At 73.8% G+C, this 23884-nt stretch carries 27 protein-coding genes; 12 read left to right on the forward strand and 15 right to left on the reverse strand.

From position 1 onward, the window contains the following. Positions 1 to 140: 140 nt before the first annotated feature. Entirely contained in the window at positions 141 to 1292 is a 1152-nt protein-coding gene (locus Q8W71_RS04020) for a glycosyltransferase family 4 protein (protein ID WP_305524035.1), read from the reverse strand. Positions 1293 to 1824: 532 nt separating this feature from the next. Here Q8W71_RS04020 and Q8W71_RS04025 point away from each other — a divergent pair. Next, a complete protein-coding gene (locus Q8W71_RS04025) occupies positions 1825 to 2946 on the forward strand; it encodes a glycosyltransferase family 4 protein (RefSeq protein ID WP_305524036.1) in 1122 nt (373 codons plus the stop codon). On the opposite strand, the gene Q8W71_RS04030 is transcribed toward Q8W71_RS04025, so the two are convergent. The 6 genes from Q8W71_RS04030 to Q8W71_RS04055 form a co-directional block, all read right to left on the reverse strand. Then, a complete protein-coding gene (locus Q8W71_RS04030) occupies positions 2883 to 4391 on the reverse strand; it encodes a hypothetical protein (RefSeq protein ID WP_305524037.1) in 1509 nt (502 codons plus the stop codon). The genes Q8W71_RS04025 and Q8W71_RS04030 overlap by 64 nt on opposite strands. Beyond that, positions 4388 to 5632 carry a glycosyltransferase family 4 protein gene (locus tag Q8W71_RS04035; RefSeq protein WP_305524038.1) on the reverse strand — a complete coding sequence of 415 codons (1245 nt, stop codon included), beginning with the start codon at positions 5630 to 5632 and terminating at the stop codon, positions 4388 to 4390. Before Q8W71_RS04035 ends, Q8W71_RS04030 begins: the two co-directional genes overlap by 4 nt. A 46-nt stretch (positions 5633 to 5678) precedes the next feature. Then, on the reverse strand, positions 5679 to 6827 hold the full coding sequence (locus tag Q8W71_RS04040; RefSeq protein ID WP_305524039.1) for an acyltransferase family protein: 1149 nt from the start codon (positions 6825 to 6827) through the stop codon (positions 5679 to 5681). Further along, on the reverse strand, positions 6824 to 8164 hold the full coding sequence (locus Q8W71_RS04045) for a hypothetical protein (protein WP_305524040.1): 1341 nt from the start codon (positions 8162 to 8164) through the stop codon (positions 6824 to 6826). Before Q8W71_RS04045 ends, Q8W71_RS04040 begins: the two co-directional genes overlap by 4 nt. Then, positions 8161 to 9366, reverse strand: coding sequence for an acyltransferase family protein (locus Q8W71_RS04050; RefSeq protein ID WP_305524041.1), 1206 nt, complete (start codon positions 9364 to 9366; stop codon positions 8161 to 8163). Before Q8W71_RS04050 ends, Q8W71_RS04045 begins: the two co-directional genes overlap by 4 nt. A gap of 178 nt (positions 9367 to 9544) precedes the next feature. Further along, the gene (locus tag Q8W71_RS04055) at positions 9545 to 10987 is read right to left on the reverse strand and encodes a GumC family protein (RefSeq protein WP_305524042.1); all 1443 of its coding nucleotides are present in this window, start codon (positions 10985 to 10987) and stop codon (positions 9545 to 9547) included. A 196-nt stretch (positions 10988 to 11183) separates the two neighbouring features. Here Q8W71_RS04055 and Q8W71_RS04060 point away from each other — a divergent pair, with 196 nt between their 5' ends. The 4 genes from Q8W71_RS04060 to Q8W71_RS04075 all read left to right on the forward strand — a co-directional run bounded on the left by Q8W71_RS04060 (position 11184) and on the right by Q8W71_RS04075 (position 13323). Next, entirely contained in the window at positions 11184 to 11375 is a 192-nt protein-coding gene (locus Q8W71_RS04060; protein ID WP_305524043.1) for a hypothetical protein, read from the forward strand. A gap of 231 nt (positions 11376 to 11606) precedes the next feature. Continuing rightward, entirely contained in the window at positions 11607 to 11816 is a 210-nt protein-coding gene (locus Q8W71_RS04065; protein WP_305524044.1) for a hypothetical protein, read from the forward strand. Between the two features lie 126 nt (positions 11817 to 11942). Beyond that, entirely contained in the window at positions 11943 to 12473 is a 531-nt protein-coding gene (locus Q8W71_RS04070) for a GNAT family N-acetyltransferase (protein ID WP_305524045.1), read from the forward strand. Between the two features lie 244 nt (positions 12474 to 12717). Then, on the forward strand, positions 12718 to 13323 hold the full coding sequence (locus tag Q8W71_RS04075; protein ID WP_305524046.1) for a DUF2147 domain-containing protein: 606 nt from the start codon (positions 12718 to 12720) through the stop codon (positions 13321 to 13323). A gap of 81 nt (positions 13324 to 13404) precedes the next feature. Here the strand turns inward: Q8W71_RS04075 and Q8W71_RS04080 are convergent, their stop codons facing one another. Beyond that, positions 13405 to 13992: a histidine phosphatase family protein gene (locus Q8W71_RS04080; protein WP_305524047.1), complete on the reverse strand. Its 588-nt coding sequence runs from the start codon at positions 13990 to 13992 to the stop codon at positions 13405 to 13407. A 93-nt stretch (positions 13993 to 14085) separates the two neighbouring features. On the opposite strand from Q8W71_RS04080, the gene Q8W71_RS04085 reads away from it, so the two are divergent. Beyond that, positions 14086 to 15078, forward strand: a complete 993-nt coding sequence (locus Q8W71_RS04085) for a polyphosphate kinase 2 family protein (RefSeq protein WP_305524048.1) — start codon at positions 14086 to 14088, stop codon at positions 15076 to 15078. Between the two features lie 7 nt (positions 15079 to 15085). Then, positions 15086 to 16237 (forward strand): AAA family ATPase, encoded by a 1152-nt coding sequence (locus Q8W71_RS04090; protein ID WP_305524049.1) that lies wholly within the window; start codon positions 15086 to 15088, stop codon positions 16235 to 16237. 17 nt (positions 16238 to 16254) lie between these two features. On the opposite strand, the gene fabI is transcribed toward Q8W71_RS04090, so the two are convergent. Continuing rightward, positions 16255 to 17079 (reverse strand): enoyl-ACP reductase FabI, encoded by an 825-nt coding sequence (fabI, locus tag Q8W71_RS04095; protein ID WP_305524050.1) that lies wholly within the window; start codon positions 17077 to 17079, stop codon positions 16255 to 16257. Between the two features lie 89 nt (positions 17080 to 17168). Beyond that, positions 17169 to 18086 carry a DnaJ C-terminal domain-containing protein gene (locus tag Q8W71_RS04100; RefSeq protein WP_305524051.1) on the reverse strand — a complete coding sequence of 306 codons (918 nt, stop codon included), beginning with the start codon at positions 18084 to 18086 and terminating at the stop codon, positions 17169 to 17171. A 201-nt stretch (positions 18087 to 18287) separates the two neighbouring features. Here Q8W71_RS04100 and Q8W71_RS04105 point away from each other — a divergent pair, with 201 nt between their 5' ends. Together Q8W71_RS04105 and Q8W71_RS04110 are read left to right on the forward strand one after the other, a co-directional pair. Next, on the forward strand, positions 18288 to 18671 hold the full coding sequence (locus Q8W71_RS04105) for a VOC family protein (RefSeq protein WP_305524052.1): 384 nt from the start codon (positions 18288 to 18290) through the stop codon (positions 18669 to 18671). Between the two features lie 39 nt (positions 18672 to 18710). Continuing rightward, the gene (locus Q8W71_RS04110; RefSeq protein ID WP_305524053.1) at positions 18711 to 18899 is read left to right on the forward strand and encodes a hypothetical protein; all 189 of its coding nucleotides are present in this window, start codon (positions 18711 to 18713) and stop codon (positions 18897 to 18899) included. A 41-nt stretch (positions 18900 to 18940) separates the two neighbouring features. On the opposite strand, the gene Q8W71_RS04115 is transcribed toward Q8W71_RS04110, so the two are convergent. Both Q8W71_RS04115 and Q8W71_RS04120 read right to left on the reverse strand, forming a co-directional pair. Then, positions 18941 to 19750: a Crp/Fnr family transcriptional regulator gene (locus Q8W71_RS04115; protein WP_305524054.1), complete on the reverse strand. Its 810-nt coding sequence runs from the start codon at positions 19748 to 19750 to the stop codon at positions 18941 to 18943. A 151-nt stretch (positions 19751 to 19901) separates the two neighbouring features. Further along, positions 19902 to 20759 carry a glycoside hydrolase family 25 protein gene (locus tag Q8W71_RS04120; protein WP_305524055.1) on the reverse strand — a complete coding sequence of 286 codons (858 nt, stop codon included), beginning with the start codon at positions 20757 to 20759 and terminating at the stop codon, positions 19902 to 19904. Positions 20760 to 20959: 200 nt separating this feature from the next. Here Q8W71_RS04120 and Q8W71_RS04125 point away from each other — a divergent pair, with 200 nt between their 5' ends. Beyond that, positions 20960 to 21403, forward strand: a complete 444-nt coding sequence (locus Q8W71_RS04125; RefSeq protein WP_305524057.1) for a DUF488 domain-containing protein — start codon at positions 20960 to 20962, stop codon at positions 21401 to 21403. 8 nt (positions 21404 to 21411) lie between these two features. Here Q8W71_RS04125 and Q8W71_RS04130 read toward each other — a convergent pair whose 3' ends face one another. Next, positions 21412 to 21801: a DUF6894 family protein gene (locus tag Q8W71_RS04130; RefSeq protein WP_305524058.1), complete on the reverse strand. Its 390-nt coding sequence runs from the start codon at positions 21799 to 21801 to the stop codon at positions 21412 to 21414. A gap of 23 nt (positions 21802 to 21824) precedes the next feature. After that, positions 21825 to 22037 (reverse strand): hypothetical protein, encoded by a 213-nt coding sequence (locus Q8W71_RS04135; RefSeq protein WP_370875330.1) that lies wholly within the window; start codon positions 22035 to 22037, stop codon positions 21825 to 21827. 198 nt (positions 22038 to 22235) lie between these two features. Here Q8W71_RS04135 and Q8W71_RS04140 point away from each other — a divergent pair, with 198 nt between their 5' ends. Then, positions 22236 to 22445, forward strand: a complete 210-nt coding sequence (locus Q8W71_RS04140; protein WP_305524059.1) for a hypothetical protein — start codon at positions 22236 to 22238, stop codon at positions 22443 to 22445. Between the two features lie 8 nt (positions 22446 to 22453). Next, positions 22454 to 23020, forward strand: a complete 567-nt coding sequence (locus tag Q8W71_RS04145; RefSeq protein ID WP_305524060.1) for a Clp protease/crotonase-like domain-containing protein — start codon at positions 22454 to 22456, stop codon at positions 23018 to 23020. On the opposite strand, the gene Q8W71_RS04150 is transcribed toward Q8W71_RS04145, so the two are convergent. Further along, entirely contained in the window at positions 23021 to 23866 is an 846-nt protein-coding gene (locus Q8W71_RS04150; RefSeq protein WP_305524061.1) for an oxidoreductase, read from the reverse strand. Positions 23867 to 23884 lie beyond the last annotated feature (18 nt).

Below are 23884 nucleotides of genomic sequence, written 5' to 3' on the forward strand. Positions count from 1 at the left end.
GAGCTTGGTTAACGAGGCTTAAATCCAGGCCGGGTATCTTCTATCATAAGTTGCGGATGTCGATCCGGTGCAGAGTGCCGAGCGGCCGCGCGCCGCGGCGCGGACCGGCGGCTCCGTGCGGCGTCACTTGGCTTGCGGCATCACTTGGCCTGCGGCGTCGCCACGGCGAAGGCCGGCCGCCGCGCGCCGCGCCGGGCGAGGGCGGTGCGGTAGGCGGCCACGAGGCCGCCATGGGTGCGCTCGACCGCAAACACCTCGCGGAACCGGTGCGCCCCGCGACGGCCCATCCGCGGCAGGTCCAGGGTCGCGGCGCGGCGCAGGGCCGCCACCAGCCCCGGCGTGTCCGACGAGGCGCACAGGATGCCGGTCTCGCCGTCGACGACGATCTCCTCCAGCGCTCCCGTGCGGAAGGCGAGGACCGGGCGGCCCGCCCGCATGGCTTCGAGCGCCACGAGCCCGAATCCCTCCCAGCGCGAGGGCATCACCACGATGTCGGCCCAGGCGTACTCCTCCTCGATCCGCTCCCGCGACATCCAGCCGAGGACCGCGACGTTGCCCGGCAGGCCTCCGGGCTCCTCGCGCCCGACCACCTGCGCGCCGACCAGCCGGACCGTGACCGCCTCCGCCAGTTCCGCGGCCGCCGCGACGAGGAGGTCGTAGCCCTTCTGCCGGTCGAGCCGGCCGACGAACAGGACGCGCAGGCCGGCTTTCGCGCGCGGCTCGGCGGATCGGCCAGGGCGCGACGGCCCGCGCGCCGCGGAGAGCCCGTTGCGCACCAGGGCGAGCCGGCCGGCATCGACCCGGGAGGCGCGCGCCGCGTCGTGCTCGCTCTCGGAGATGCACACGACCTGGTCGGACAGCCCGGCGAGCAGCCGCTCGACGAGGCGGGTGAGGGCCCGGCTCGGCCGGGAGACCTCCCGGGAGAAGGCCCAGCCGTGCGGGCAGTAGACCACGGCCGGGCGGCCCGGCATCAGCGCCAGCAGCGGCCGCAGCACCGCGCCCGCGAAGGTCGAGTGCAGGTGCACCACGTCCGGACGGTGGCGCACGACCTCGCGCAGGCCCGCGAAGGCCATGGCCGCGAAGCCCTGCGCGGTCCGGCCGCGGCCGCCGAACGTCACGACGGCCGCGTCGGGGATGTCGCGGAGGTCGGCGCGATGGTGGGCGGGGACGACGTAGACGACGTTCCGCGCTCCGAACTCGGCCGCTTGCAGCGGGTGCAACTCGGTGAGGTACGTCGCGATGCCGCCGCGGACGGTCTCGGCGATGTGCAGGACGCGTAAGGTGCTCACCATCCCGATACTAAACTCACAGTTGTAAAACGCGACTTTCCAGGGCCGCGCTCCGCCCGGGCTGTACGGAGCATGACCGGACTTTTAGGGATTTTTAACTTGCATCGACCGGGCCGCTGCACCACCGGGTAGAACTACCCAGGTCGTGGCGCGTACACACCGGCGCATAGTCCGGGCGCCAGGGCTCTTCATCGTCCGGGCCGCGGCGTTGTACAGACGGGCGTCCTATTGCGGTGGTCGAGGGGGCTATTTCCCCGCGCCGGTCCGTCAGGGGGGCGGGGCCCGGCGTCCGGCGCCTGCCCGCCTCAGCCGGTAACCTGCTCGGCGGAGGCGCAACGTAGAATGAAGGCCGGCGTCGCGGCGCACCCGCATCCGCCGAACCGGTCTCCCGCCCGGCGTCGAGCGCCCTAACCGGATCGCAAGGCCGGCCGGCTAGACAGCGCTCCGCTCCGCCGCGCGGACAGTCCCCACGGGCCGCCCCCGCGGGCCGCGCTTCCCGGTCGCGCCTTCCCCGGCGCCCCATCGCAGGTGCCCCATGCTCGCGCGCGACGGGACGACCGTGTTCCTCAACGGCCGCTTCCTCACCCAGTCCCTCACCGGCGTCCAGCGCTACGCGGCCGAGATCGTGGGCGCCCTCGACCGCCGGATCGCGGCCGGGGCGGTGCCCGCGCCGCTGGCGGGGGCGCGGTGGGTGCTGCTGACGCCGGACAGCGCCCGGCACGCCCTGCCGCTCGCCGCCGTGACGACGCGCCGCGTCGGTCGTCTGCGCGGCCACGCCTGGGACCAGGTCGAGCTGGCCTGGGCGGCGCGGAGCGGGCAACTCGTCAGCCTCGCGAATTCCGGCCCGGTGGCGCACCGGCGCCACACGGTGGTGCTGCACGACGCGCAGGTGTTCCGGCACCCGGAATTCTTCGGCCGCGCCTACCGGCTGGCCCATGGCGGGCTCGGGCATGCTTTGGCGCGCACGGCCCGGCTCGCCACGGTCTCCGCCTTCTCCCGCGGCGAACTCGCGCAGGTGCTGCGGGTGCCGCCGGAGCGGATCGCGGTGGTGCCTAACAGCGCCGAGCACTTCGCCCGCGTGGCGCCGGAGCCCGCGATCCTCGGCGAGCTGGATCTCGCCGGTCGGCGGTTCTTCCTGGTGCTCGGCAACCTGCGCGCGAACAAGAATCTCGCCGTCGCCCTCGCGGCCCTGCGGCACGTGCCGGATCCGGACCTGCGCCTCGTGGTCGTCGGCGAGGGCAATGCCCGGGTGTTCGGCGGCTACCTCGCCGGCCTCGATCTCGCCCGCGATCCCCGGGTGATCCTGGCGGGCCGGCGCAGCGATGGCGAGGTCGCCGTACTGTTCGGCGCCGCCCAGGCCCTGGTCTTTCCGAGCCTGTACGAGGGGTTCGGCGTGCCGCCCCTTGAGGCGATGACCTGCGGCTGCCCGGTGATCGCCTCCACCGCCTCGGCCGTGCGCGAGGTGTGCGGCGACGCGGCGGCCTACTTCGACCCGCACGACGCGGCGGCCCTGGCCGGGCTGATGCGGGCGCGCCTCGATGCGGGCCCCCCCGACGCGGCCCTGCGCGCGCGCCAGGACGCCCGGGTCGCCGCCTATGCCTGGGACCGCTCGGCCCGCAGCCTGCTCGCGCTCCTGGCCGAGCCCCGGGCAGGCTGACGCGGGCGTCGCGGCCGCAGCGGCTGCGGCGCAGGCGGATTCGGACGCCGCAGGTGCAGGAAATCGCCGGCCCAGGCGATCCCGGCGACGATTCCGGCGGACAGGGCGATCCGCAATCCGAGCCAGAGCGGACCCGCCGCCCCGGGCAGGGCCGTGGCGGCGATCAGACCCGCGCCCGCGACCGCAGCGGCCACCAGTGCGCCGCGCGGCCGGGCGCCGAAGGCCAGCGTCGGCCGCACCGCGTAGAGCGCGACGGCGGCGGTGGCGAAGCAGGCCAGCAGCAGGGCGTCGCGCGGGGCCGCGCCGAGGCCGACGCCGGCCCAGACCAGCCCGGCGACGGTCGCGAGCTGCGCCGCCGCCACCCCGACCAGCCGCGCCGTCGCCTCCCGCAATTGCGGGACGATCGCCAGGGTCGTCTGGATCTGGACGTGCAGGAAGTAGAACGCGGTGGCGGCCGCGCCGACGCCCACGAAATCCGCCCGAAGTTCGGGCCGCACCAGCAGCGCGGCGGCCTCCGGCAGGAACGCCACCAGCCCGCCGAGCATGATCGTCGTGGCGCAGAGCATGAATTCCAGCAGGCGCGCGGCCGCCGCCCGGGCCGCGTCCGGGCCGCCGCGGTCGTGGGCCGCCACCACCTCCGGGTAGCTGACGATGTGGATCGCCGCGATCAGGACCGAGAACGGCCGCTGGAGCAGGTCGAGGGCGAGCGAGGCGGCCGCGGCGACGGCGGGGTTGGCCGCGTAGAGGCCCACGATCAGGTAGCGGATCGCGATCGGGACCGTGAGGTGGGTGACGGAGGCCGCCGCCGCCGGCACGCCGAACCGGGCGAAGCGCGCGAGGTCGGCGCGGTCGAGCCGCGGGGAGGCGCCGCGGAACAGGCCGGAGCCCCACGCCGTCGCGAGCGCCGCAGCGAGGCCGACCGCGTGCCCGGCGAGGTTGCCGGCCAGCGCCCCCCGGGCGGAGCCGTCGAGCCACGCCCCGGCCACCGTACCGGTCACCAGGGCGCTCGCCCGCAGCACCATCAGGGCCGCGGCGCGGCCGAGGCGGCCGTCGACCCGGACCATCGTCAGGGCGAGGTCGGTGAGCCCTTGGCCCGCGGCGATGCCGAGCCCGAGCAGCACGAGGGTCCGGTCGGGCGCCAGGGCCGGCGCCGCGAGCAGCAGCGTGCCGGCCGCGGCGGCGAGGGCCAGCGCCCCGCCGCCGTCGGCCGCCAGCAGCGCGACCCGCAGCCGCGGGCCGGTCGCGGGGGTGGCCGAGGAGAGGTAGCGGGTGCCCGCGATCTGCACCCACTCGAAGGCCAGGACCCCCGCGAACTGTGCGCTGGCCAGCGTCAGCGAGAAGGCGGTGTAGGTCGCGGGCGCCACGAGGTGGCTGACGCAGACGATCAGCACGATCGCCGCGGCGCTCTGGTAGACGTAGCTGGCGAAGGCGAAGGCGCGGGTCATGCAGCGGGTCGTTGCGCGGGTGTCGCCGCGACCGCCCCTGCCGGGACGGCGGTGGCGCTGACCCGTCCGTAGAGGTCGCGATAGGCGCGGACGACGTCGTCGAAGCCGTAGGCCCGGCCGGCCCGCAGGGCCGCGTCCTGCATCGCCGAAAGTGCCTCGGGCCGGTCGGCGATGCCCGCGAGCGCGGCGCGCAGCGCCCCGGTCTCGGGCGTGACGATCCAGCCGTTCTCGCCGTCGCGGACCAGCTCGGGGGTGCCGCCGTAGGGGCTGCCGAGGACCGGGCGGCCGGCGGCCAGCGCCTCGACCACCACGAGGGCGGCCGGCTCCTCCCAGAGCGAGGGCAGCGCCACGAGATCGACCCGGCCGTAGAAGGCGGCCGGCGGCACGAAGCCGAGGAAGGCCAGATCCGCCCCCGGCGCCAGCGCGCGCAGCCGGGCCTGCTCCGGGGGGGACACCCGCCCGGCGACGACGAGGCGCACCCGGTCGGGCGGCAGCCCGGCCATCGCCGCGGCGAGGCGGTCGAGGCCCTTCTCCGGGGTGGCGCGGCCGATGAACCCGACCGTGACGGGGCCGCCCGCGTAGCGCGGCCCGGGGACGAGATCGGCGACCGAGCAGGCGTTGCGCACCACCGTTCGGGTCGCGGCCCCGGCGAACAGGCCCTCGGCGAGGTGGATGTCGAGGATCCGCCGGCTCACCCCTACCACCGCGTCGACCAGCGCCGTCGCCCGCCGCCGCCGCCGGGTCAGCAGCCGGCAGCCGCCGCAGGTGCCCGCGCAGCGCGCGCCGCCGGAGAAGCGCGAGCAGCGCGGGCAGGTGAGGTAGTAGTCGTGCAGGGTGTGCACCACCGGCACCCCGGCCGCCCGCGCCGCCCGCCACAGGGCCGTGGTCAGGCCGGAGAGGGTGTTGGTGTGGACCACGTCCGGCCGGAACGATGCGATGGCGTGGCCGAGCCGGCCCGCGTCTCCGGCCCAGTCGTCGAGGGCGTGCCAGAGCAGGCGCCGGACCGGGTCCCGCCGCGCCTCGAAGGGCGGGTGGAGGTTGCGCGCCGGGATCGCCCGCACGGCCACGCCCCCGGCGGTCTCCTCCGCCGGAATGCCGGCGCCGCCGGTGCGCAGGGCGGCCACGGCGGTGCCGGCCGCGGCCAGACGCTCCGCGAGGTCGCGGGCGAAGATCTCGGCCCCGCCGAGCGTGCGCGGGGCGAGGGGGGTCGGGTAGAGGGCCGAGCCGATGAGGACGCGCATCGCGACGGGGTTCCGATCGGGGCTGTCGGGTTCGTGCGGGCCGGCCTCACGTCTTCGGCAGCGGGTGCTCCTTCCGGAAGACCGGGCTCCACGCCTCGGCCTCGCGCGGGTGGGGCGGGGGCGCGGGCCGCCCGGCTGCTGCCGGCCGGACGGCGCAGAGGCGCTCGAGCCATCCGCGCAGGCGCCGCTCGACGAGTTCGTAGGTGATCCCGGCGGCGAGCGCGCTGGCCCGCGCGCCGACCCCGAACACGAGGGGCGCCGCGGCCCAGAGCGGCCGGGCTGCGAGGCCGAGGCGCGTCCCGACCGCCAGCAGCCCGAACAGCACGAACGGGTGCACGAGGTAGAGGCTGTAGCTCACCCGCCCGAGATATTGCAGCACCCGCCCGCGCAGCAGGCCCGCGAAGCCGCTGCCGGGATCGAGCACCAGCGCGAACAGGATCGCGGCGAACGGCAGCCCGGCGAAGACCGAGACGTACTCGCACAGGCCGTACATCGCCGCGAGGCTCGCCAGCCCGAGGGCGAGGCCCGCGACGCGCCCGCCGCCGCGCGGGCTGCCGAGGCGGGAGAAGGCGAGGCCGAGGCCGAAATAGCTCGCGGCGGGGAAATGCCATGCCACGAGCACCGCGCCGGCCACCAGGATCGCCATCGCGAGGTGGCGACTCCGGTCGCCGCCCCAGGCCAGGGCGGCCAGCGCCGTCCAGGCATAGAACAGCCACTCGTAGGTGAGCGACCACGCGTTCTGCTGCGCGAGCGGCATGTCAACGAGCGGCGCGACGAAGGTGAGGTTGGCCAGGAACGCCTGGGCGTAGGCGAGCGGCCCGATCCCGGCGAGGAACTTGTAGCCGATCCAGGGGCCCACCGCGAAGACGACGAGGTGCAGGATGACGAACAGCGGCAGGATGCGCAGCGCCCGCTCGTAGAAGAACCGCCCTACGGAGCCGTGCCGCCGCAGGCTCGCGGGGATGAGGTAGCCGCTGATCACGAAGAACAGCTCGACCCCGCGCCCTCCCGTGCCCAGCACCCCCAGGAGACCGTCCGGGAAGCGCCCGGACCAGAGGCCGACCGACAGCGGCATCAGGTAGAGGTGCACGAGCAGGACGCTCAGCGCCGCGAGACCGCGCAGGCCCTGGATCGCGGGGAGATAGGTCCGGGGCGCGGGCTCTGCGCCGCGGGGAGGGGTCGGAGGCTCACTCATGATGCGCCTCGTGCGGGCTCGGCCGCGTCCGGGCCGGGCGGCCCGCGCTCGTCGGTCAGGGGATGCGGCTTGCGGCTGAAGACGTCGCTGAACACGACGCCGAGGGCCAGCAGCGCGCTGGCCGGGCCGTAGCTGAGCACCGTGATGGTGAACAGGTTCAGCAGGAAGGCGAGGGTGTAGCGGTAGCCGTCGCGGCTGCGGGCGAGGCTCCTGACCGCGCAGGCCACGAAGATCAGGCTCGGAACCCCGAACATCAGGTACGTGCCGAGGTAGAAGTTGTCGACCGGGACGTTGTAGTTCGCGAGCTTCGGCGCGAACAGTTCCTGCGGATAGTTGAAGCACCCGAGCCCGCAACCGATCAGGTAGCCGGTCGGGGCCATGCGGAGCATGTAGACGAACGGCAACTGCCAGGAGTTGTTGATGCGGTCCTGCATGCTGAACAGGATCGGGTTGATGCCTTCGAGGTCGATGCCCGAGCAGACGATGACCAGGATCGCCGGGATGAAGATCGCCAGGAACGAGCCGAGGCCGAGGCGGCGCAGGACCGGGAAGCGCGCCTCCCGCGGCAGGGCGCGGACGACGAGCAGGGCGGCGAGGTAGACGACGAGGACGGCGAGGCTCGTCTTGCTGGTGGTCAGGACCAGCGCGTAGATCGCCAGCGGGGCGGCGGCGAGGCACCAGAGCGTGCTGCGGCGCGGGGCCGCCAGCCCGAAGGTGATCAGCACGAAGAAGCCGGCCATGGTGCTGTCGGCCGCGAGCCCGCTCAGGCGCACGCCCTCGTCCCCGGCCCACCACAGCCGCCCGGCCTCGCGGACGGCGCCGAACGCCTCGTACTTGAACCCGACCCAGGGCATCTCCTGCAACGACGACAGGATGACGCCGAAGGTCGCCACGTAGAACATCGCGTGGATGCTCGCGAGCAGCCGCCGGTAGTCGCCGAGGGCGCGGTCGCAGAAGCAGAACCCGACGAAGACGGGCAGGATCATCTTGAAGGCTGAGGCCATCGCGGCGACGTTGCCGAGGACGATCAGGCCGATCCCGAGGGAGAAGGCGGTGTAGAGGACGGTCAGCAGCGCGACCGCGCTGCCCTCGCGGATCACGTGGCGGCCGATGAAGGCCGCGAGGCAGGCCGCCGCCAGGATGTCCGGGATGAACCACAGCGGGCCCAGCCCGAAGATCGTGAGGTAGTAGCGCAGCGCCCCGGCCGTGAGGTCGCGGGTGAAGTAGCAGAACAGGGCCGCCGCTTCGAGATTCCACAGCGCGCCCGCGAGGGCGGCGGGCCGGCCGAGGGCGAGGGGCGCGCGCGGCGCGTCGTATCCGGCCAGGGCGCCGCTCATGGCCGCTCCTGCAGGTCGAGGGCGGGCGCCCGCCGCGCGAACCGCGAGCGGTCGAACAGCGCCAGGATGGCCCGGGAGCCTGGCTTCTCGACATGCTTGCGGGTGAAGTCGGCGATGATCAATACCGACCCGACGACCGCCAGTATTAATGCTAAACCGAGATAGCCGCCGAAGGCCGCGTCGAGCGCCCTGATCCGGTCGAGCCCGACGGCGCGCAGGCCGTACTCGGCCAGCACCACCACCGTCGCGTGGACCATGTAGATCGAGTACGACCGCGCCCCGAGCCAGATCAGCGGCCGCGCCGACAGCAGCCGGCCGAGGCCGCTCCCGCCGTTCACGAGCAGGCCGCCGAGGAACAGCGCGAAGACGGGCGGCGCGAGGAAGCTCAGCGCGCCGTGGGCGCCCACGGCCGCCACGAGGGCGAGAGCGGCCAGCGCGGCGAGCCCCTGCACCCGGCCGTCGCCGGCCCAGGCGAGGTGCTTGCCCAGGGCCTCGACCAGTTTGAACGTCACCACCCCGATGGCGAAGCTGTACAGGCAGCGCAGGATGCCGAAGTCGAAGTGGAATTCCAGGCTGTCCGCGCGCAGGACGAACAGGATCGCGAGCAGCGCCGCGACCGAGAGCAGCGCGAAGACTGGGCCGGTCAGTGCCAGCGCGCGGTGGGCGGCGAGCGCCGCGATCAGCCCGGCGAAGATCAGGTAGGTGTAGAACTCCGCGCTGATGCTCCAGCTCGGGCCGTTCCAGTTCAGGCTGTCGACCGTCCCGAGCGCGTTGAGCAGGAAGAGCTGCATCACGAAGGCGTAGGGCGTGTTCACGTCCTGGGTCAGGCCGGAGGCCACCGGCAGGCCGGCGGCGGTGGTGGCGAGGCGCACGCCCCGCAGCGGCAGCAGCACGAGCAGCATCGCGAGGTGGAGCGGGTAGATCCGCGCGAGGCGCCGGACCATGAACTCCCGGATCGAGAACGGGCCGCGCGGGGCGGCGTAGTTCATCGCGATCACGATCCCCGACAGGACGAAGAACAGGTCCACGAAGATCCACGCGTTCCAGAAGAAGCCCGCCAGCGGCCCGCCGAGATCGAACACCCGGCCGAAGGTCTGGGAGATGACGCAGTGGTGGACGACGATGCACAGGGCCGCGATGCCGCGCACGCTGTCGAGCGGCAGGTTGTGCGCCTTGACGGTGGGCTGCGCGGCCAGTGTCATCTCCCTCGTGCCGGGGGCGGGCGGCGATCGTCCGCCTCGGGGCGGCGCGACCGTCCCACGCTGGTTCCATACCCCTGCACCGGCCAGCAATCCGCGCAGAACACCGGGATGTTCAGTCGTCCGGCCTGAAAGGGGGCTCCGGAGGCGGCGATACTTGCCCGTCCCGTGCGACCTCCGGTCATGCGCCCATCGGCCCCGGCGTGGCGGCGTGCCGCCGGTCCCGCCGGACCCCCAGCCACAGGGCGAGGACGCTGCCGAGGACGATCCCGAGCCCGAAGGCCTGGGGCAGCACCAGCCGCGGCGGGGGCGGCCAGCTCGGCCGGCTCGCGGGCATCGCGGGGGAGATGACGCGGATCCGGGAGGTGTCGATCTGCGCCTGCTCGCCGAGTTCGCGCGCCCGGCGCAGGGACGCCTCGTAGACCTCCCTGCGCGCGGCGCGCTCGCGGTACAGCTCGCGCAGCCCGACCTCCGCCCGGTCGTTGCCGGTGACCTCCGCCTTCGCCGCGTCCAGGCGCGCGCGGATCGCCGCCTCGCTGGCGGCGGCGCGGTCGAGTTCCTGCTGGAGGCTGTCGACGATCCGCTCCTTCTCGCGCTGCATCTGCCGGCGCAGGTCCGCTTCCTGCGCCGCCTGCGCCGCCAGGGCCGGGTGGCGCTGGCCGAGGCGCGCGGCGATCTCGGCGGCGGTGCGGGAGAGCGCCGCGTATTGCTGCCGCAGGTTCTGCAACTCGCGCGAGGCCAGCATCTCGGGCAGCGCCGAGCCGGCATCCTCGGGCCGCGCCCGCCGGGCCTGGTCGAGCCGCGCCCGCGCCTCGGCGGTGCGGATCCCGGCGGCGACGATCTCCTGGTTGAGGGCGCCGAGCCGCTGGTCCCCGAGGGTGACGCCGTCGGCGGTGGCGAGGTCGTGCTCCTGCCGATAGCGCGCGATCCGGGCCTCGACATCCTCGACCGCCGCCTTCTGGCCGTCGAGCCCGCCCCCGAGGGACCCGGACAGGCGCCGGGCGAGGCCCGAGCGGTTGGCCGCCTCCTCGTCGAGGAACGCGTCGACCACCGCGTTGGCCACGCGCGCCGATTCCTCCGGGTCCCGGGTCTCCACAAAGATCTCGACGATCAGGGTCCGGTCCGACCGGCGCACCACGACCTTGCGCGCGAGCGCGGTGAGCGCGGTCTCGTCGCGCTCCTCCGCGCTCGACGGCGCGAAGCCGAGGTCGACGTCGAGCAGCGCCGACAGGCGCTCACCCCAGCCCGGGGGCGCGAAGTCCGGGTCGTCGCCGAGCCGCAGCCGGCGCACCACGCGGCGCAGGACGCTGTCGGAGCGCAGGACGCGGGCCTGGCTCTCCACCAGCGAGATGCCGCTGTCGTACTGGGGTCGCCGGTCGACCATGTCGCGGTCGAGCACGTGCAGCCCGGCCGGATCGACGAGGAGCTCGACGGTCGAGGTGTAGGCCGGGGGCACGGCGCCGAGCGCACCGAAGGCCGCGGCCGCCGCGGCGAGGCCGCACAGCAGGATCAGCCCGGCGCCCGCGCGCAGGTGGCGCAGGACGCCCCGCGCATCGAGGACGGGCGCGTCCGGTCCGATCGGGACGGCCGCGCCGTCGCGGATCCTGTGGGTAGCGTCGAGCATCGCCATCCTGCTTCCGTCGCCCGATCCCGGGGACGGTCCCGTTCAGGGGCGGGGGCGTCCCGCCGCGGCACGCGATCCGTCCGGGAGGCCTCCCGCGCCGCGACCGGTGCAGCGGCCGTGCCGGCCCGCCGCGGATCGCGCGGAACGCGGTCGGCGTCGCGCCCGTTCTGGATCACAACACACAGGAGGTCACCCGATGAAGATTGCGATCCTGTTCGCGTCCGCCCTCATGCTCGGCACGCTGGCGGGTGCGCCCGCGCAGGCGAAGGGCTGCCTGAAGGGCGCCGTCGTCGGCGGCGTGGCCGGCCACATGGCCGGGCACGGCAAGATGGGCGCGGCCGCCGGCTGCGCGATCGGCCACCACAAGGCCAACAAGAAGCAGGGCTGAGCCCGGCGCCGCCCTCTTCGCGGGGCGGTCCGGCATCACGATCCCGAGAGGAGCCGGGGGCCGCATTCGGCCTCCGGCTTCGTCGTTTCGGGAGCCTTCGAGCGGGAGCGAGGAACCGGCCACAGGAATCGCCGTTGACTGCTCATTGGAGCTGTTCTAATTAAGAACTGCGGGCGGGGCGCATCCCGGTGCCGACCCCGCCGACCAGACCACGCGACACGGAGAGACCCGATGACCGGTAACGCGAACGCCGCCTGCGAGAGCTGCCGCTTCTTCGACGACCACAAGCTCAACGGCGCCCAGGCGAAGGGCGACGAGGGCCTGTGCCGCTTCAACCCGCCGATCAACCAGCCGGGTCCGGAGTCGAAGGGCCTGTGGCCGGTGGTGGCCTCGAAGGACTGGTGCGGCCACTTCACCGCCGAGATGACCGCCGCCGAGTGAGCCGACGCGTGAGCGTCGCGCGTTGATCGCCCTGGGGCTCCCGGGATCCGCGATCACCGTTCCAGGGGCCGGCGCCGACGCGCCGGCCCCTTTTCGTGCGGCGAGCGGTTCCGCTATCCTGCCCCGGTGAGCATCCTCGTCCGCCCGGCGACCGGGGCCGACATCCCGGGCATCGCCGCCATCTACGCCGACGTCGTCGAGACCGGCACGGCCACGTTCGAGACCGTGGCGCCGACGCCCGACGAGATGGGCCGGCGCTTCGCGGCCCTGACCGGCGGCGGATTCCCCTACCGCGTCGCGGAGCGGGACGGCGCGGTCGTCGGCTACGCCTATGCCGGCCCCTACAAGGAGCGCGCGGCCTACCGCTCGACCGTCGAGGATTCGATCTACGTGGCGCGGGACGCGCGGGGCGGCGGCATCGGGCGGGCGCTGCTGGCCGCGCTGATCGCGGACTGCGAGCGGATCGATTGCCGGCTGATGGTCGCGGTCATCGCCGACAGCGGCTCGCCGGCCTCCGTCGCCCTGCACGCCCGCCACGGCTTCGTCCCCGTCGGCACGCTGGCGGGGGTCGGCCACAAGCACGGGCGCTGGCTCGACACGGTCCTGATGCAGCGCCCCCTCGGGGCCGGCCGGGACGCCCCGCCGACGCGGGTCTGAGCGCCGATCCCGGACGCCGGCGGGCCGGTACGGGGACGGCGGTTCGTCCGGCCAGATGGCCGCGGGTGCCGCCGCCGTCATGATGCGGTCAATTTCGCGCGGGAGACGGCGGGCAGGACGCGCGATCCGACGGGACATCCCGGCGCGACGGTGCGCGCTCACGCGGGGAGGGCGGCTCCCGCCGCCGGTGCGGCCTCGCGCTGGCCGCGGAGCAGGATTGTCCGCGACGCATGGGAGTTCAGGCATGAAGTTTCGCACGATCGGCCTCCGCGCCGCGCCGCTGGCGCTGCTGGCGGTCGCCGCGCTGGCGGGCCAAGCGGGCGCGGCCACGCCGACCGACCCGAGCGGCACCTACCTCACGGAGGACGGCCGCGCCCGGATCCGCCTCGAGAAGTGCGGTGCGGCGGCGGACCGCCTCTGCGGCTACGTGGTGTGGCTCAAGGTTCCGCTGAACGACAAGGGCGAGCCGCGGGTCGACTTCCGCAATCCCGATCCGAAGAAGCAGGCCCGGCCCTCGCTCGGCCACCAGCTCATCATGGGCCTGAAGCCCAACGCCGACGCCCAGTACGAGGGCAAGATCTACAACTCGGAGGACGGCAAGTCCTACGACGTGAAGGTCTGGACCGAGACCGCGGGCGAGCTGACGGTGAAGGGCTGCCTGATCGCCTTCCTGTGCAAGTCGCAGACCTGGACGAAGGTCGTCGACGTGCTGCCCGGCCAGCTCAGCGGCCCGACCAACAGCCCCGGCGGGCCCCGCACCGACCCGGAGTACATGGGACCGAAGGCGGCCGCACCGAAGCCCTCCGCCAAGGCGGCGCCGAAGGCCGGCGAGACGGCCCCGGCCCAGTGACGGCCCGGGGCGCGCCGCCGTCCCCGTGACGGCCGCTCCCCGGCGACCGAGGGCCGCCGGCTCCCGGCCGACCCCGCGCGATCAGGCCCAGCGCCAGCCGCCGGGCTCCATCACCAGCACCTCGCCCTGGCGGATGCCGAGCCGCGGCGCCGCGTAGACGTCGAGGTGGCCGAGCGCCACCAGCACCGCCCGGGCGACGCCGCCGTGGGCGACGATCACCGTCGTCCGGTCGAGGTCGGCCAGCATCGGCGCGACCCGGTCGGTGAGTTCCGCGTAGCTCTCCGCGCCGAGGCCCGGCGGCCGGTGCTGCCAGCGGCTCCGGTCGCGCGCGGCGGCGCCCGCCGGGTCGCGCCGCCGGATCTCGGCCCAGGTCGAACCCTCCCAGGCGCCGAAGCCGATCTCGCGCAGCCGCGGATCGGTGCGATAGGTCTCCGGCGGCAGGCCCAGCGTCGCCCGCAGGATCTCCATGGTGCGGCGGGTCCGCAGGAGCGGGCTCGCCACGAAGTCGGCCGCCGCCAGCGCGTCGCCCGCGACCGCGCCGAGGCGCGCGGCGACCGCCTCCGCCTGGGCCTCGCCGATTGCGTTGAGGTCGGTGTCGCGGGAGCCCTGAAGGCGTCCCTCCGCGTTCCAGCCGGTTTGGCCGTGGCGGATGAAGTAGATGGTCTGCAAACCCCTCGCGCCCCATCACGACGGCGATGCGGGGAACGGGCGCGCGGCGTGGCCGTTCCGTTCCCGCGCAGCACCGTCCCCAGGCCCCGCCCGATGTCCAAGAAGCACGGCAAGCACAAGAGCGGCCAGTCCGGCGACGGGGCGGGTGTGACAGAGCCGAGCGGACTTTCCCACGGTCAAGTTCGTCCGCCCTCGACCTCCCTGTGGGTTCATGCCGCGGACGAGATCGCCGGCGTGGCGCCGGGATCGGTCGAGGCGCACGGAAGCGGCGCCGTCGCCGCGGCGCCCGGGATCGCCGTGGTCGCGCCCGGCACGCCCTTCGACCTCGCGGGCGTCGACACGGCGGCCGACGGCGGCCTCGACAAGGACTGGACGAAGGAGGCGCTGCGCGAGGAGCGGGCCCGGATCGACGCCCTTCAGGAGCGGCTCTACGCCGAGCGGCGGCGCAGCCTGCTGCTCGTCTTCCAGGCGATCGACACCGGCGGCAAGGACGGCACCATCCGCGCCGTGCTCAAGGGCGTGAACCCCCAGGGCTGCACGGTGGCCTCGTTCAAGGTGCCCTCGGCGGAGGAACTCGATCACGACTTCCTGTGGCGCTACCACGCCCGGACGCCGGGCCGCGGCATGATCGGCGTGTTCAACCGCAGCCACTACGAGGACGTGCTGGTGGTGCGGGTGAAGGGGCTGGTGCCGGACGCGGTCTGGCGGGCGCGCTACGGCCTGATCAACGATTTCGAGCGGCTGCTCGCCGAATCCGGCACGACGATCCTCAAGTTCTTCCTGCACATCTCGAAGGACGAGCAGCGCCGCCGCCTGGAGGCGCGGATCGCGAACCCGGAGAAGCACTGGAAGTTCGATCCCGCCGACCTCGTCGAGCGCAAATCCTGGGACTCGTACCAGGAAGCCTTCGCCGACGCGCTCACCCGCTGCTCGACCCCGCACGCGCCCTGGCTGGTGGTGCCGGCCGACAAGAAGTGGTTCCGCAACTACGTGATCGCCAAGACGGTGGCCGACACGCTGGCGGCGATGGACCCGCACTTCCCGGACGCCGCCAAGGACATCGCGGATCTGGTCGTGCCCGACTGAGTGCGCGATGCCGGCGCTGCGGGAGGTCACGGTCTCGGGCTACCGCTCGCTGCGGCGGATCACCCTGCCGGTCGAGGGCCTGTCCGTGTTCGTCGGCGGCAACGGCGTCGGCAAGACCAACCTCTACCGCGCCCTCGAACTGCTCCAGGCCGCCGCGGCGGGCACGCTCACGCGCGCGCTCGCGGCCGAGGGCGGCATGGATTCCGCCCTGTGGGCCGGGCGCCGCCGCCAGGGCGAGCCCGCCCGGATCCGTCTCTCGGCGACGCTCGCCGACGACGTGACGGGGCAGGACTTCACCTACGCGGTCGAGATCGGTCTCGTGCCGCAGGCGGGCGAGGAGGTCTACGGCGCGGCCTTCCCGCGGGAGCCCCAGGTCAAGACCGAGCAGCTCGCGGTGCGGGCCGGCGCGCGGCCCGTCGTGATGCTGAACCGGGACGGGCCGACCGGCTTCGTGCGCGACGAGGCCGGCCGCAAGCGCCCCCTCGGCACGGACATCCTCGCCACCGAGACGGCGCTCGGCACCCTCCAGGATGCGGTGCGCTACCCCGAGATCGAACGGGTCCGGCGGGCCATGCTGGCGTGGCGCTTCCACCACGCGGTGCGCACCGATGCCGGCTCGCCCCTGCGCCGCCCCTGCCTCGCGGTGACGACGCCGACGCTGGCCTCCGACGGCGCGGACCTCGCGGCCGTGCTGGCCACCCTGGTCCACATTCGCGGGGACGCCGCCGAAATGGATGCGGCGGTGGCCGAAGCCTTCCCGGGGGCCCGGCTCGTGGTGCCGCGGCCCGGCCAGGAGGTGGAGTTCGGGCTGATCTTCCCCGACCACCCGCGGCGGGTGTTCTCGGCGGCGGAATTGTCGGACGGGACCCTGCGCTACCTCGCCCTGCTCGGCGCCCTCGGCTCCTACCGGCTGCCGCCGTTCCTGGCGCTGAACGAGCCGGAATCGAGCCTGCACCCGGACCTGATGGAGCCGCTCGCGCGGATGATCGCCCGTGCGGCGGCGCGCACGCAGGTCTGGCTCGTCACCCACTCGGAGCGTCTGGCCGCCGCGGTCGCCGCGCGGGGCGGCGCGCGGCCGCGGACCGTGGTGAAGCGCGACGGGGGGACGTGGATCGAGGGCCTGCGCTTGGTCGGCACGTTCGACGAGGACGAGGACTGAGCCGCCGAGCCCGGCGCTCAGTCCTTGTCGAGGGTCAGGTCCGGTGCCTCGGGGTTCTTCATGCCGACCACGTGGTAGCCGGCATCCACGTGCAGGATCTCGCCCGTCATGCCCGCGGCCATGTCGGAGACGAGGTAGGCGGCGGTCTCGCCGACCTCGCCGATCGTCACCGTGCGGCGGAGCGGGGCGTTGTACTCGTTCCACTTGAGGATGTAGCGGAAGTCGCCGATGCCGGAGGCGGCGAGCGTCTTGATCGGGCCGGCCGAGATCGCGTTGACGCGGATGTTCTTCGGGCCGAGGTCGGCGGCGAGATAGCGCACCGACGCCTCCAGCGCCGCCTTGGCCACGCCCATCACGTTGTAGTGCGGCATCCATTTCTCGGCGCCGTAATAGGTCAGCGTCAGCAGCGAGCCGCCGGGGCGCAGGATCTTCTCCGCCCGCTGCGCCACCGCCGTGAACGAGTAGCACGACACCAGCAGCGACTTGGTGAAGTTGTCCACCGAGGTCTCGATGTAGCGCCCGGTCAGCTCGTCCTTGTCGGAGAAGGCGACGCAGTGGACCACGAAGTCGATGCCCTCGGGGAAGACCCGGGCGGTCTCGGCGAACACCGCGTCGATCGTGGCCGGGTCGGTCACGTCGCAGTGGCCGACGACGTGGGCGTCGAGTTCCTTGGCCAGCGGCTCGACGCGCTTCCTCAGGGCGTCGCCCTGGTAGGTGAAGGCCAGCTCCGCCCCGTGGGCGCGGGCGCTGCGGGCGATGCCCCAGGCGATCGAGCGGTTGTTGGCGACCCCGAGGACCACGCCCCGCTTGCCGGCCAGAATCCCGTGCCCGTGTTCCGCCATGACCCGTCCCGGAAGCCCTCGGCGCCTCGCGGCGCCGGGGTTCCTTAGCGGAGGCGCGGCGGGGACGGAAGTCCGGTCCCCCGCGGCGGCTACTCGGCCTTCGCCGCCCGGCGGGCGCGGGCGAACTCGGTCAGCGCCGGCTCGTCGCCCGCGGGCAGGGTGATCGCCGTGGTGGCGAACAGGTCGCCGCGGGTGCCGTCCTTCTTCGGCAGGCCCTTGCCGCGCAGGCGGAAGGTGCGGCCGGAGCTGGTCATGGCCGGGATCTTCATCTCGACGGCGCCGGTCAGGGTCGGCACGCGGATCGTGCCGCCGAGCACCGCGTCCTCCAGCGGCACCTCGACGCTCGCGCGCAGGTCCGGCCCCTCCGCGGTGAAGCGGGGATGGGGCAGGACCCGGATGGTCAGCAGCGCGTCGCCGGGCTCGGCCCGGAAACCGCCGGGCTGGCCCAAGCCGCGCAGGCGGATGGTCTGGCCGTCGACCACGCCCTTGGGGATCATCACGTCCACGTCGCGGCCGCCGGGCAGCGACAGGCGCAGCTTCTCCTCGCTGCCGACCTGCTCCAGGGTCACGCTGAGTTCGGCCGCCACGTCCTCGCCCTTGGCCGGCTGGCGCCCACCGCCGGGCCCCGCGCCGCCCGCGCGGAACGCCTCGCCGAAGATGTGCGAGAAGATGTCCTCGCCCATTCCGCCCGCGCCGCCGCGGCCGCGGGCCATGCCCTCGTAGTCGAAGCCGCCGCGCCCGCCGCCGAACCCGCCGGTGAAGCCCTCGAAGCCCGTGGCGCGCGGCTTGCCCTCCGCGTCGATCTCGCCGCGGTCGAACTGCTTGCGCTTCTCGGCGTCGCCCAGGATCTCGTAGGCCGTGTTCGCCTCGGCGAACCGGTCCTTGGCCTTGGCGTCGTTCTTGTTGCGGTCGGGGTGGAACTCCTTGGCGAGCTTGCGGAAGGCCTTCTTGATCTCGGCCTCGCTCGCCCCCTTGGCCACGCCCAGCACGTCGTAAGGGTTGCGCATCGATCGATTGAGCTTTCTGGCGGCGCGACCGCTCGGTGTGCGCCCCGCACGCATGTGGGGGGCGTGTTGCATCTCTGCAACGGTCGTCGCCGCAAAAGTCGGCGCAACCGCCGCGCACGTCAAGCGCCGGCCTCGCCGCGGACGGGCGGGCGGCCTACACTCGCGCGGCGGACCCGAGACCGCGGACAGACCGGACCTGCGATGACCTACCGTTGCGATCACGTCCACCTGCGCAGCCGCGACGCTGTGGCCGCCGCCGGCTTCTACGTGGCGATGTTCGAGGCCCGGGAGGTCGCGCGGGTCGGCGCGGACCCGGTGCAGCGCGTGGTGCTCGACCTCGGCGGCCTGACCGTGTTCATCGAGCAGGCGCCGCCGGAGACCAACCCGGCGGCGACGACGCCCTGCCTCGGCATCGAGCATATCGGCCTGCGGGTCGAGGACATCGAGGCCGCGCTCGGCGACCTCACCGGCCGCGGCGTGGTCGTGCGCACGCCGATCACCGAGCGGGGCCCGGGCCTGCGCATCGCCTTCGTCGAGGGACCGGACGGGGCGCTGATCGAGCTGCTGGAGCGCAAGGCGGCCTGACGCGATCGTGCGCCGGCCCCCAGGTGCGCCGGCCCCCAGGTGCGGCGGCCGGCGCGGGCCGCCATCGCGGTGATCCTGTCGACGCACGTCCCCGGCCACGCCCTGCTCTGCGCCCACCGGGTCGCGGCGCTCACGCCCGCGCTGCTGCGCACGCTCTACGGGATCGACGCGGTGGTCGCGCCCCTGCCGGGGACCGGGACGACGGTCTGCGCCCCGGTGCTGGCCTGACGACGATGGCCTGACGACACTGGCCTGACGACGCTTGGGCCTCAGCCCCGCACCGTGCCGTTCCGGCGCTCCGGCGCTCCGCCCGGGCCCTCGGCGGGGGGCGGTTCGAGCCGGTCCAGCCCGTCCGCGGCGTAGACGGCGCCGAGCACCATCTCGAAATGGTCGCGCACCCGGCCGTGGCATTCGCAGGCGGCGCCCTCCATCTGGCGCCGGTCCAGCACGGTGATGCGCCCGCGCCCGACCCGGATCAGCCCCTGCTCCTGAAGGGTCCGCAGGATCCGGGTCAGGTAGGTGCGCTGGACGCCCAGCATCGCCGCCAGCAGCTCGTGGGTGATCGGCAGGGTCTGGCCGCCGATCCGGTCCTGGAGGGTCAGGAGCCAGCGCAGGCAGCGCTGCTCGATCGGGTGCAGGGCGTTGCAGGCCGACGCCTGGAGGATCTGCGCCAGCAGGCAGTCCGAGTAGCGGGCGAGCAGGTTGTCGATCGCCGGCGAGCGCCGCTTCGCCTCCTGAAGGCGGCCGGCCTCGATCCGCAGGGTCAGGCCGCCGATCTGCGCCACCGCGTGGGTCGAGGCGGGAACCCGCCCCTGGCTGACCACCCCGCCGACCGCGCCCTCGTGGCCGATCGTCGCCGTCTCCGCGCTGCGCCCGTCGCGCGTGGTGATCAGGAGCGTGACGACCGTCTGCTCGACCGGGAATGTGATGTGGGTGACCTCGGACCCGGCCTCGAAGAGCGTGGCGCCCTTGGCGTAGACCGCCGGCTCCAGATGCGGAGCGAGCAGCGCCTGGTCGGAGGCACGCAGGGCCCTGAGGAGGAGGTTCCCTTCGATCAGGGAGGCGCTGGCGGACGGCATGCTTCGGCGTGCTCGGGGGACTGCGCGCTCCCTACAGAACGCCCGTGCCGCGGTCTGTCCGATTGTAGACGGAACGTGAACGAATCTCGCCCGTTCTCACCCTCCGCCTCAATCGGCCCTCGACATCCTGCGGGTGGCGCGGGCCTGGCACCTACTTGTCGGTGCAGAGCCCCTGCGCCGAGAGGCGCCTGTGGTCGCGCGGATCGCAGTCGGTGGAGAGGAACGACGCCCACTCGGACGGGGTCCCGTAGAAGGCGTTGCGGTCGACGTCGCCCTGCACGCCCGGGACGCGGCCGGTGGAGGTAAACTGCCACAGCATCCACTTCCGGTTCGAGAAGCGCTGTTCCGGCTCCGCGGCGGTGGAGCGCAGCCAGTGCGGGTAGTCCGGCAGCTCGCCCTCCAGCACGTCCTTGTGGAAGGTGATGTCGGTGTAGATGATCGGCCGCTTGCCGGTGTAGCGCTCCATCTCCTCCAGCATCTCGGTGACCATCGCCAGCGCCTGCGCCTTCGGCAGCTTCTTCGGGCAGGTCAGCGAGTGGCCGTTCCACTCCACGTCGAGCACCGGCGGCAGCGCGGAGGGGTCGTTGGGGACGTTCTTCTTGAACCACTCCATCTGCTCGCGGGCCGAGCGGCACCAGAACACGAAGTGGTAGGCGCCCCGGGGCACGCCGGCCCGGGCCGCGCCCTCCCAGTTGGTGCGGAAGCGCTCGTCGATGTGGTCGCCGCCCTCGGTCGCCTTGATGAAGGCGAACTGCGTGCCCGCCGCGCGCACCGACGCCCAGTCGACGTTGCCCTGCCACTTGGAGATGTCGATCCCCTGGATCGGGTGCTGCTTGGCCTTGGCGACGCCCGGGTGCGGCTTCACATCGCCCTTGGTCGGGTAGAAGTCGCTGTTGGAGGCGCAGGCGGCGAGGCCGGCGAGCGCCGCGGCCGCGGCGGCGCGACCCAGGAACCGGCCGGCGGCCCGCAGGCGACCGAGAGACGGACGAAGCTCGAGATCCCGCGACATCAGTGCTCAGCCCGCCACCGAAAGCGCCACAGACAGGCGTATTCGATGGCCCCTGCGCAGTTAACGGAGCTTTGCGATCATTGCGGCGGAATTCCGGGAGGCGTTGCAGATCCGCGACATAGGCCCCGCCGGGGCCGGTTGGCGGGGGATCGCTCCCGGCCTAAGTCCCGGTGATGCAACGCGAGTCCGGTCACGCCCCCGTGAGCAACACCCTGTTCACCATAGGTTACGAAGGGCTCGATGCCGAGCGCCTGACGGCCGCGCTCCGCTCGGCCGGGGTCGGGCTGCTCGCCGACGTGCGGGCGGTGGCGAACTCGCGCAAGCGCGGCTTCTCGAAGGGCGCGCTCAAGGCCGGCGTCGAGGAGGCGGGCCTCGGCTACGCCCACCTGCGGGCGCTCGGCACCCCGAAGGCCGGCCGCGAGGCGGCCCGGGCCCACGACGCCGCGCTGATGGAGCGGATCTTCTGCGAGGAGGTGCTCGACACCGCCGCCGGGGGCGCCGCCCTCGACGAGCTGGAGGCGCTGGCGCGGGCGCGGCCGACCTGCCTGCTGTGCTTCGAGCGCGACCCGGCCCGCTGCCACCGCCGTGTGGTCGCCGAGCGCCTGCGGGACCGCGGGTTCGCCGTGGTCGACCTGTTCGGCTGAAGCCGGGGTCAGGGCCGCAGCAGCGGCTGCACCCGGGTACCCACGGCCTCGGCGAGACGCCGCACCGGGCGTAAGGCGGCGCCGAACCGCGGATCCGCCATCAGCGAGCGGGCCGCTGACGCGGCGGGGCGCCGCCGGGCGGCCTCCGCGGGCGCCACAGGCTCGACCGGCTGGTACAGCGCCTCGAAGAACGACATCTCGACGAGGGTCGCGCCGTCGGCGTCGGTCACCATCACCGCGGCGTCGAGGAGCCGCGGCTCGCCCGCGTGCCGCTGCACCAGCCGGCGCACGACGGTGCGCGCCGCCGCCCGGGCGGCTTCGAGATCCTCGACGGGCTGGCCGACCCGGTCAGGCAGGACCGCCCCGTCGAGGCGGATGTTGAAGTGGGCGCGGATCATGGGCGTGCGCTCCGGATGCCGCGTCAGGCGGCCTCGGCATCCTCCTGCGGCTCGGCCGCCGGTGCCGCGGATTTGGGGTCGAAGGCGTCGGCGAGCAGCGCGAGGCGGCGGGCCATGTCGCGCACCTCGTTGAGGGCGATCGACTTCTGGCCCTCCTTCACCGCGCGGGTGATGTCGCTGACCTGCGTCGTCGCGATCCGCTTCAGTTCGCCGGCGAGCTGGTGGGTGGTCATCATGTCCGGGATGTCGCGTTGCGGTCGGGTGCGGAGCTTCGGGGACCCGCCTTACCAATGGGGTAACGCTGCGGTGCGGACCGGTGTGGAAACGGTGGATAACCCGCCCCCGGGCGGCCCGCGTCCGGCCTGCGGCGAGCGCCGGGAACCGGCGCCCGCCTCGCCGCCTTGTGCAGTGCGGGATATGGCGGGAGGCGCGGCGTGACGGGGGATTCGAAGCGGCCGGAGACGGATCCGGCGGAGGCGCCGACCGGTGGGCGCGCCTACGAGGACCGGCCGGTGCGCGGCGTCCCGCAGGGTGGCGATTCGCCGGGTGCCACCGAACCTGCCGACATCGGCGGATCCGACCGCGGGACCGAGCCGCCGCCGCGCGAACGGCCGCGCGACGACGGCCCCGGCTACCGCGGCTGAGGCGCCCGATGGCGACGCCGCTGTCCCCGAGCGCCTTCCGCGCGCCCGCCGTGCTGCTCTCCGGGCCGGTCGACTACGCGCTGTACAAGGAGTTCCGCCGACAGTTCGAGGCGGCGGAGGGCCGCGACCTCGTGGTGGTCGAGCTCTCCACTCTGGGCGGCGACCCGGAGGTCGCGCGGATGATGGGCGAGGACGTGCGCTTCCACGCGGAGATCAGCCCGAAGACCCGCATCGTCTTCCTGGGCAAGGCGGCGATCTACTCGGCCGGCGCGACCTTCATGAGCTTCTTCGACCGCTCGAACCGCTACCTGACCCGCGGGACGCGGCTGATGATCCACGAGCGCAAGATGGACAAGCATCTCCACGTCCAGGGGCCGCTCACCACCTGCGTCGCCGCGGTGACGGCGACGCTGCACGAGATCGAGGCGTCGATCGCCATTCAGAACGAGGGGTTTTCGAACCTGATCCGGGGCTCGGACGTGACCCTGGAGGAGGTTCTGATGAAGGCGCCCGCCAATTGGTACCTCGAGGCGGATGAGGCGCGCCGCCGCGGCCTGATCGAGGCGGTGCTCTGATCAGCCCTGCGGGTAGTCGGCGCCGAGACTCGTCTCCCGCCACGCCTCGATCTCGGCGAGCCGCGCCCGCAGCCGGTCGGTGACCGCCTCGTAGCCGAACGCGCCGAGCACGAGGTGGCGCGGCGGCGCGTCCATCTCCGTGATCCGGATCATCGCCTCGCCCGCCCGCACCGGGTCGCCGGCCTGGGTGCCGCTCTTCTCCGAGGTGGCCTTGAGGCGGGCGCCCGCCGTCTCGGCGTAGTCGGGGATGGCGTTCGGGGTCTGGATCAGCGAGCGCCCGGCCCAGTCGGTGCGGAACGGCCCCGGCTCGACGCAGGTGACGCGGATGCCGAGCGGCCCCGCCTCGGCGGCGAGCGCGTCGGAGAAGCCCTCCACCGCGTGCTTCGTCGCCGCATAGTAGCCCGAGCCCGGGAAGCCGACGAAGCCCGCCACCGAGGTGACGTTGAGGACGTGGCCCGCCCGCTGCGCCCGCATGGTCGGCAGCACGGCGCGTGTGAGCGCGAACAGCCCGAACACGTTGGCATCGAACTGCGCCCGGATCTTCTCGTCCTCGCCCTCTTCGACGGAGGATTGATAGCCGTAGCCGGCATTGTTCACGAGCACGTCGATCCGCCCGAACGTGTTCCGGACGCGTTCGACGGCCGCGGTGATCTGGGTCGGGTCGGTCACGTCGAGGGACAGGGCGAGGCCGCGATCCTCCGAGCCGACGAGGTCGGCGACCTTGGCCGCGTCGCGGGCCGTCACCGCCGCCCGCCAGCCGCGGGCGAGGACGAGCCGGGCGAGTTCCCGGCCGAAGCCGGTGGAGCAGCCGGTGATGAACCAGACGGGGGTTTCGTTCTGCGTCATGGCGCCGAAGATATCGCC

Origin of the sequence: Methylobacterium amylolyticum, from assembly GCF_030700245.1 — a bacterium.
Classification (GTDB): domain Bacteria; phylum Pseudomonadota; class Alphaproteobacteria; order Rhizobiales; family Beijerinckiaceae; genus Methylobacterium.

Coding starts and splice junctions, on each gene's coding strand:
- Q8W71_RS04020 (WP_305524035.1), bottom strand. CDS start 1,292: ATGGTGAGCACCTTACGCGTCCTGCACATCGCCGAGACCGTCCGCGGC.
- Q8W71_RS04025 (WP_305524036.1), top strand. CDS start 1,825: ATGCTCGCGCGCGACGGGACGACCGTGTTCCTCAACGGCCGCTTCCTC.
- Q8W71_RS04030 (WP_305524037.1), bottom strand. CDS start 4,391: ATGACCCGCGCCTTCGCCTTCGCCAGCTACGTCTACCAGAGCGCCGCG.
- Q8W71_RS04035 (WP_305524038.1), bottom strand. CDS start 5,632: ATGCGCGTCCTCATCGGCTCGGCCCTCTACCCGACCCCCCTCGCCCCG.
- Q8W71_RS04040 (WP_305524039.1), bottom strand. CDS start 6,827: ATGAGTGAGCCTCCGACCCCTCCCCGCGGCGCAGAGCCCGCGCCCCGG.
- Q8W71_RS04045 (WP_305524040.1), bottom strand. CDS start 8,164: ATGAGCGGCGCCCTGGCCGGATACGACGCGCCGCGCGCGCCCCTCGCC.
- Q8W71_RS04050 (WP_305524041.1), bottom strand. CDS start 9,366: ATGACACTGGCCGCGCAGCCCACCGTCAAGGCGCACAACCTGCCGCTC.
- Q8W71_RS04055 (WP_305524042.1), bottom strand. CDS start 10,987: ATGCTCGACGCTACCCACAGGATCCGCGACGGCGCGGCCGTCCCGATC.
- Q8W71_RS04060 (WP_305524043.1), top strand. CDS start 11,184: ATGAAGATTGCGATCCTGTTCGCGTCCGCCCTCATGCTCGGCACGCTG.
- Q8W71_RS04065 (WP_305524044.1), top strand. CDS start 11,607: ATGACCGGTAACGCGAACGCCGCCTGCGAGAGCTGCCGCTTCTTCGAC.
- Q8W71_RS04075 (WP_305524046.1), top strand. CDS start 12,718: ATGAAGTTTCGCACGATCGGCCTCCGCGCCGCGCCGCTGGCGCTGCTG.
- Q8W71_RS04085 (WP_305524048.1), top strand. CDS start 14,086: ATGTCCAAGAAGCACGGCAAGCACAAGAGCGGCCAGTCCGGCGACGGG.
- Q8W71_RS04090 (WP_305524049.1), top strand. CDS start 15,086: ATGCCGGCGCTGCGGGAGGTCACGGTCTCGGGCTACCGCTCGCTGCGG.
- fabI (WP_305524050.1), bottom strand. CDS start 17,079: ATGGCGGAACACGGGCACGGGATTCTGGCCGGCAAGCGGGGCGTGGTC.
- Q8W71_RS04100 (WP_305524051.1), bottom strand. CDS start 18,086: ATGCGCAACCCTTACGACGTGCTGGGCGTGGCCAAGGGGGCGAGCGAG.
- Q8W71_RS04105 (WP_305524052.1), top strand. CDS start 18,288: ATGACCTACCGTTGCGATCACGTCCACCTGCGCAGCCGCGACGCTGTG.
- Q8W71_RS04115 (WP_305524054.1), bottom strand. CDS start 19,750: ATGCCGTCCGCCAGCGCCTCCCTGATCGAAGGGAACCTCCTCCTCAGG.
- Q8W71_RS04120 (WP_305524055.1), bottom strand. CDS start 20,759: ATGTCGCGGGATCTCGAGCTTCGTCCGTCTCTCGGTCGCCTGCGGGCC.
- Q8W71_RS04130 (WP_305524058.1), bottom strand. CDS start 21,801: ATGATCCGCGCCCACTTCAACATCCGCCTCGACGGGGCGGTCCTGCCT.
- Q8W71_RS04135 (WP_370875330.1), bottom strand. CDS start 22,037: ATGATGACCACCCACCAGCTCGCCGGCGAACTGAAGCGGATCGCGACG.
- Q8W71_RS04145 (WP_305524060.1), top strand. CDS start 22,454: ATGGCGACGCCGCTGTCCCCGAGCGCCTTCCGCGCGCCCGCCGTGCTG.
- Q8W71_RS04150 (WP_305524061.1), bottom strand. CDS start 23,866: ATGACGCAGAACGAAACCCCCGTCTGGTTCATCACCGGCTGCTCCACC.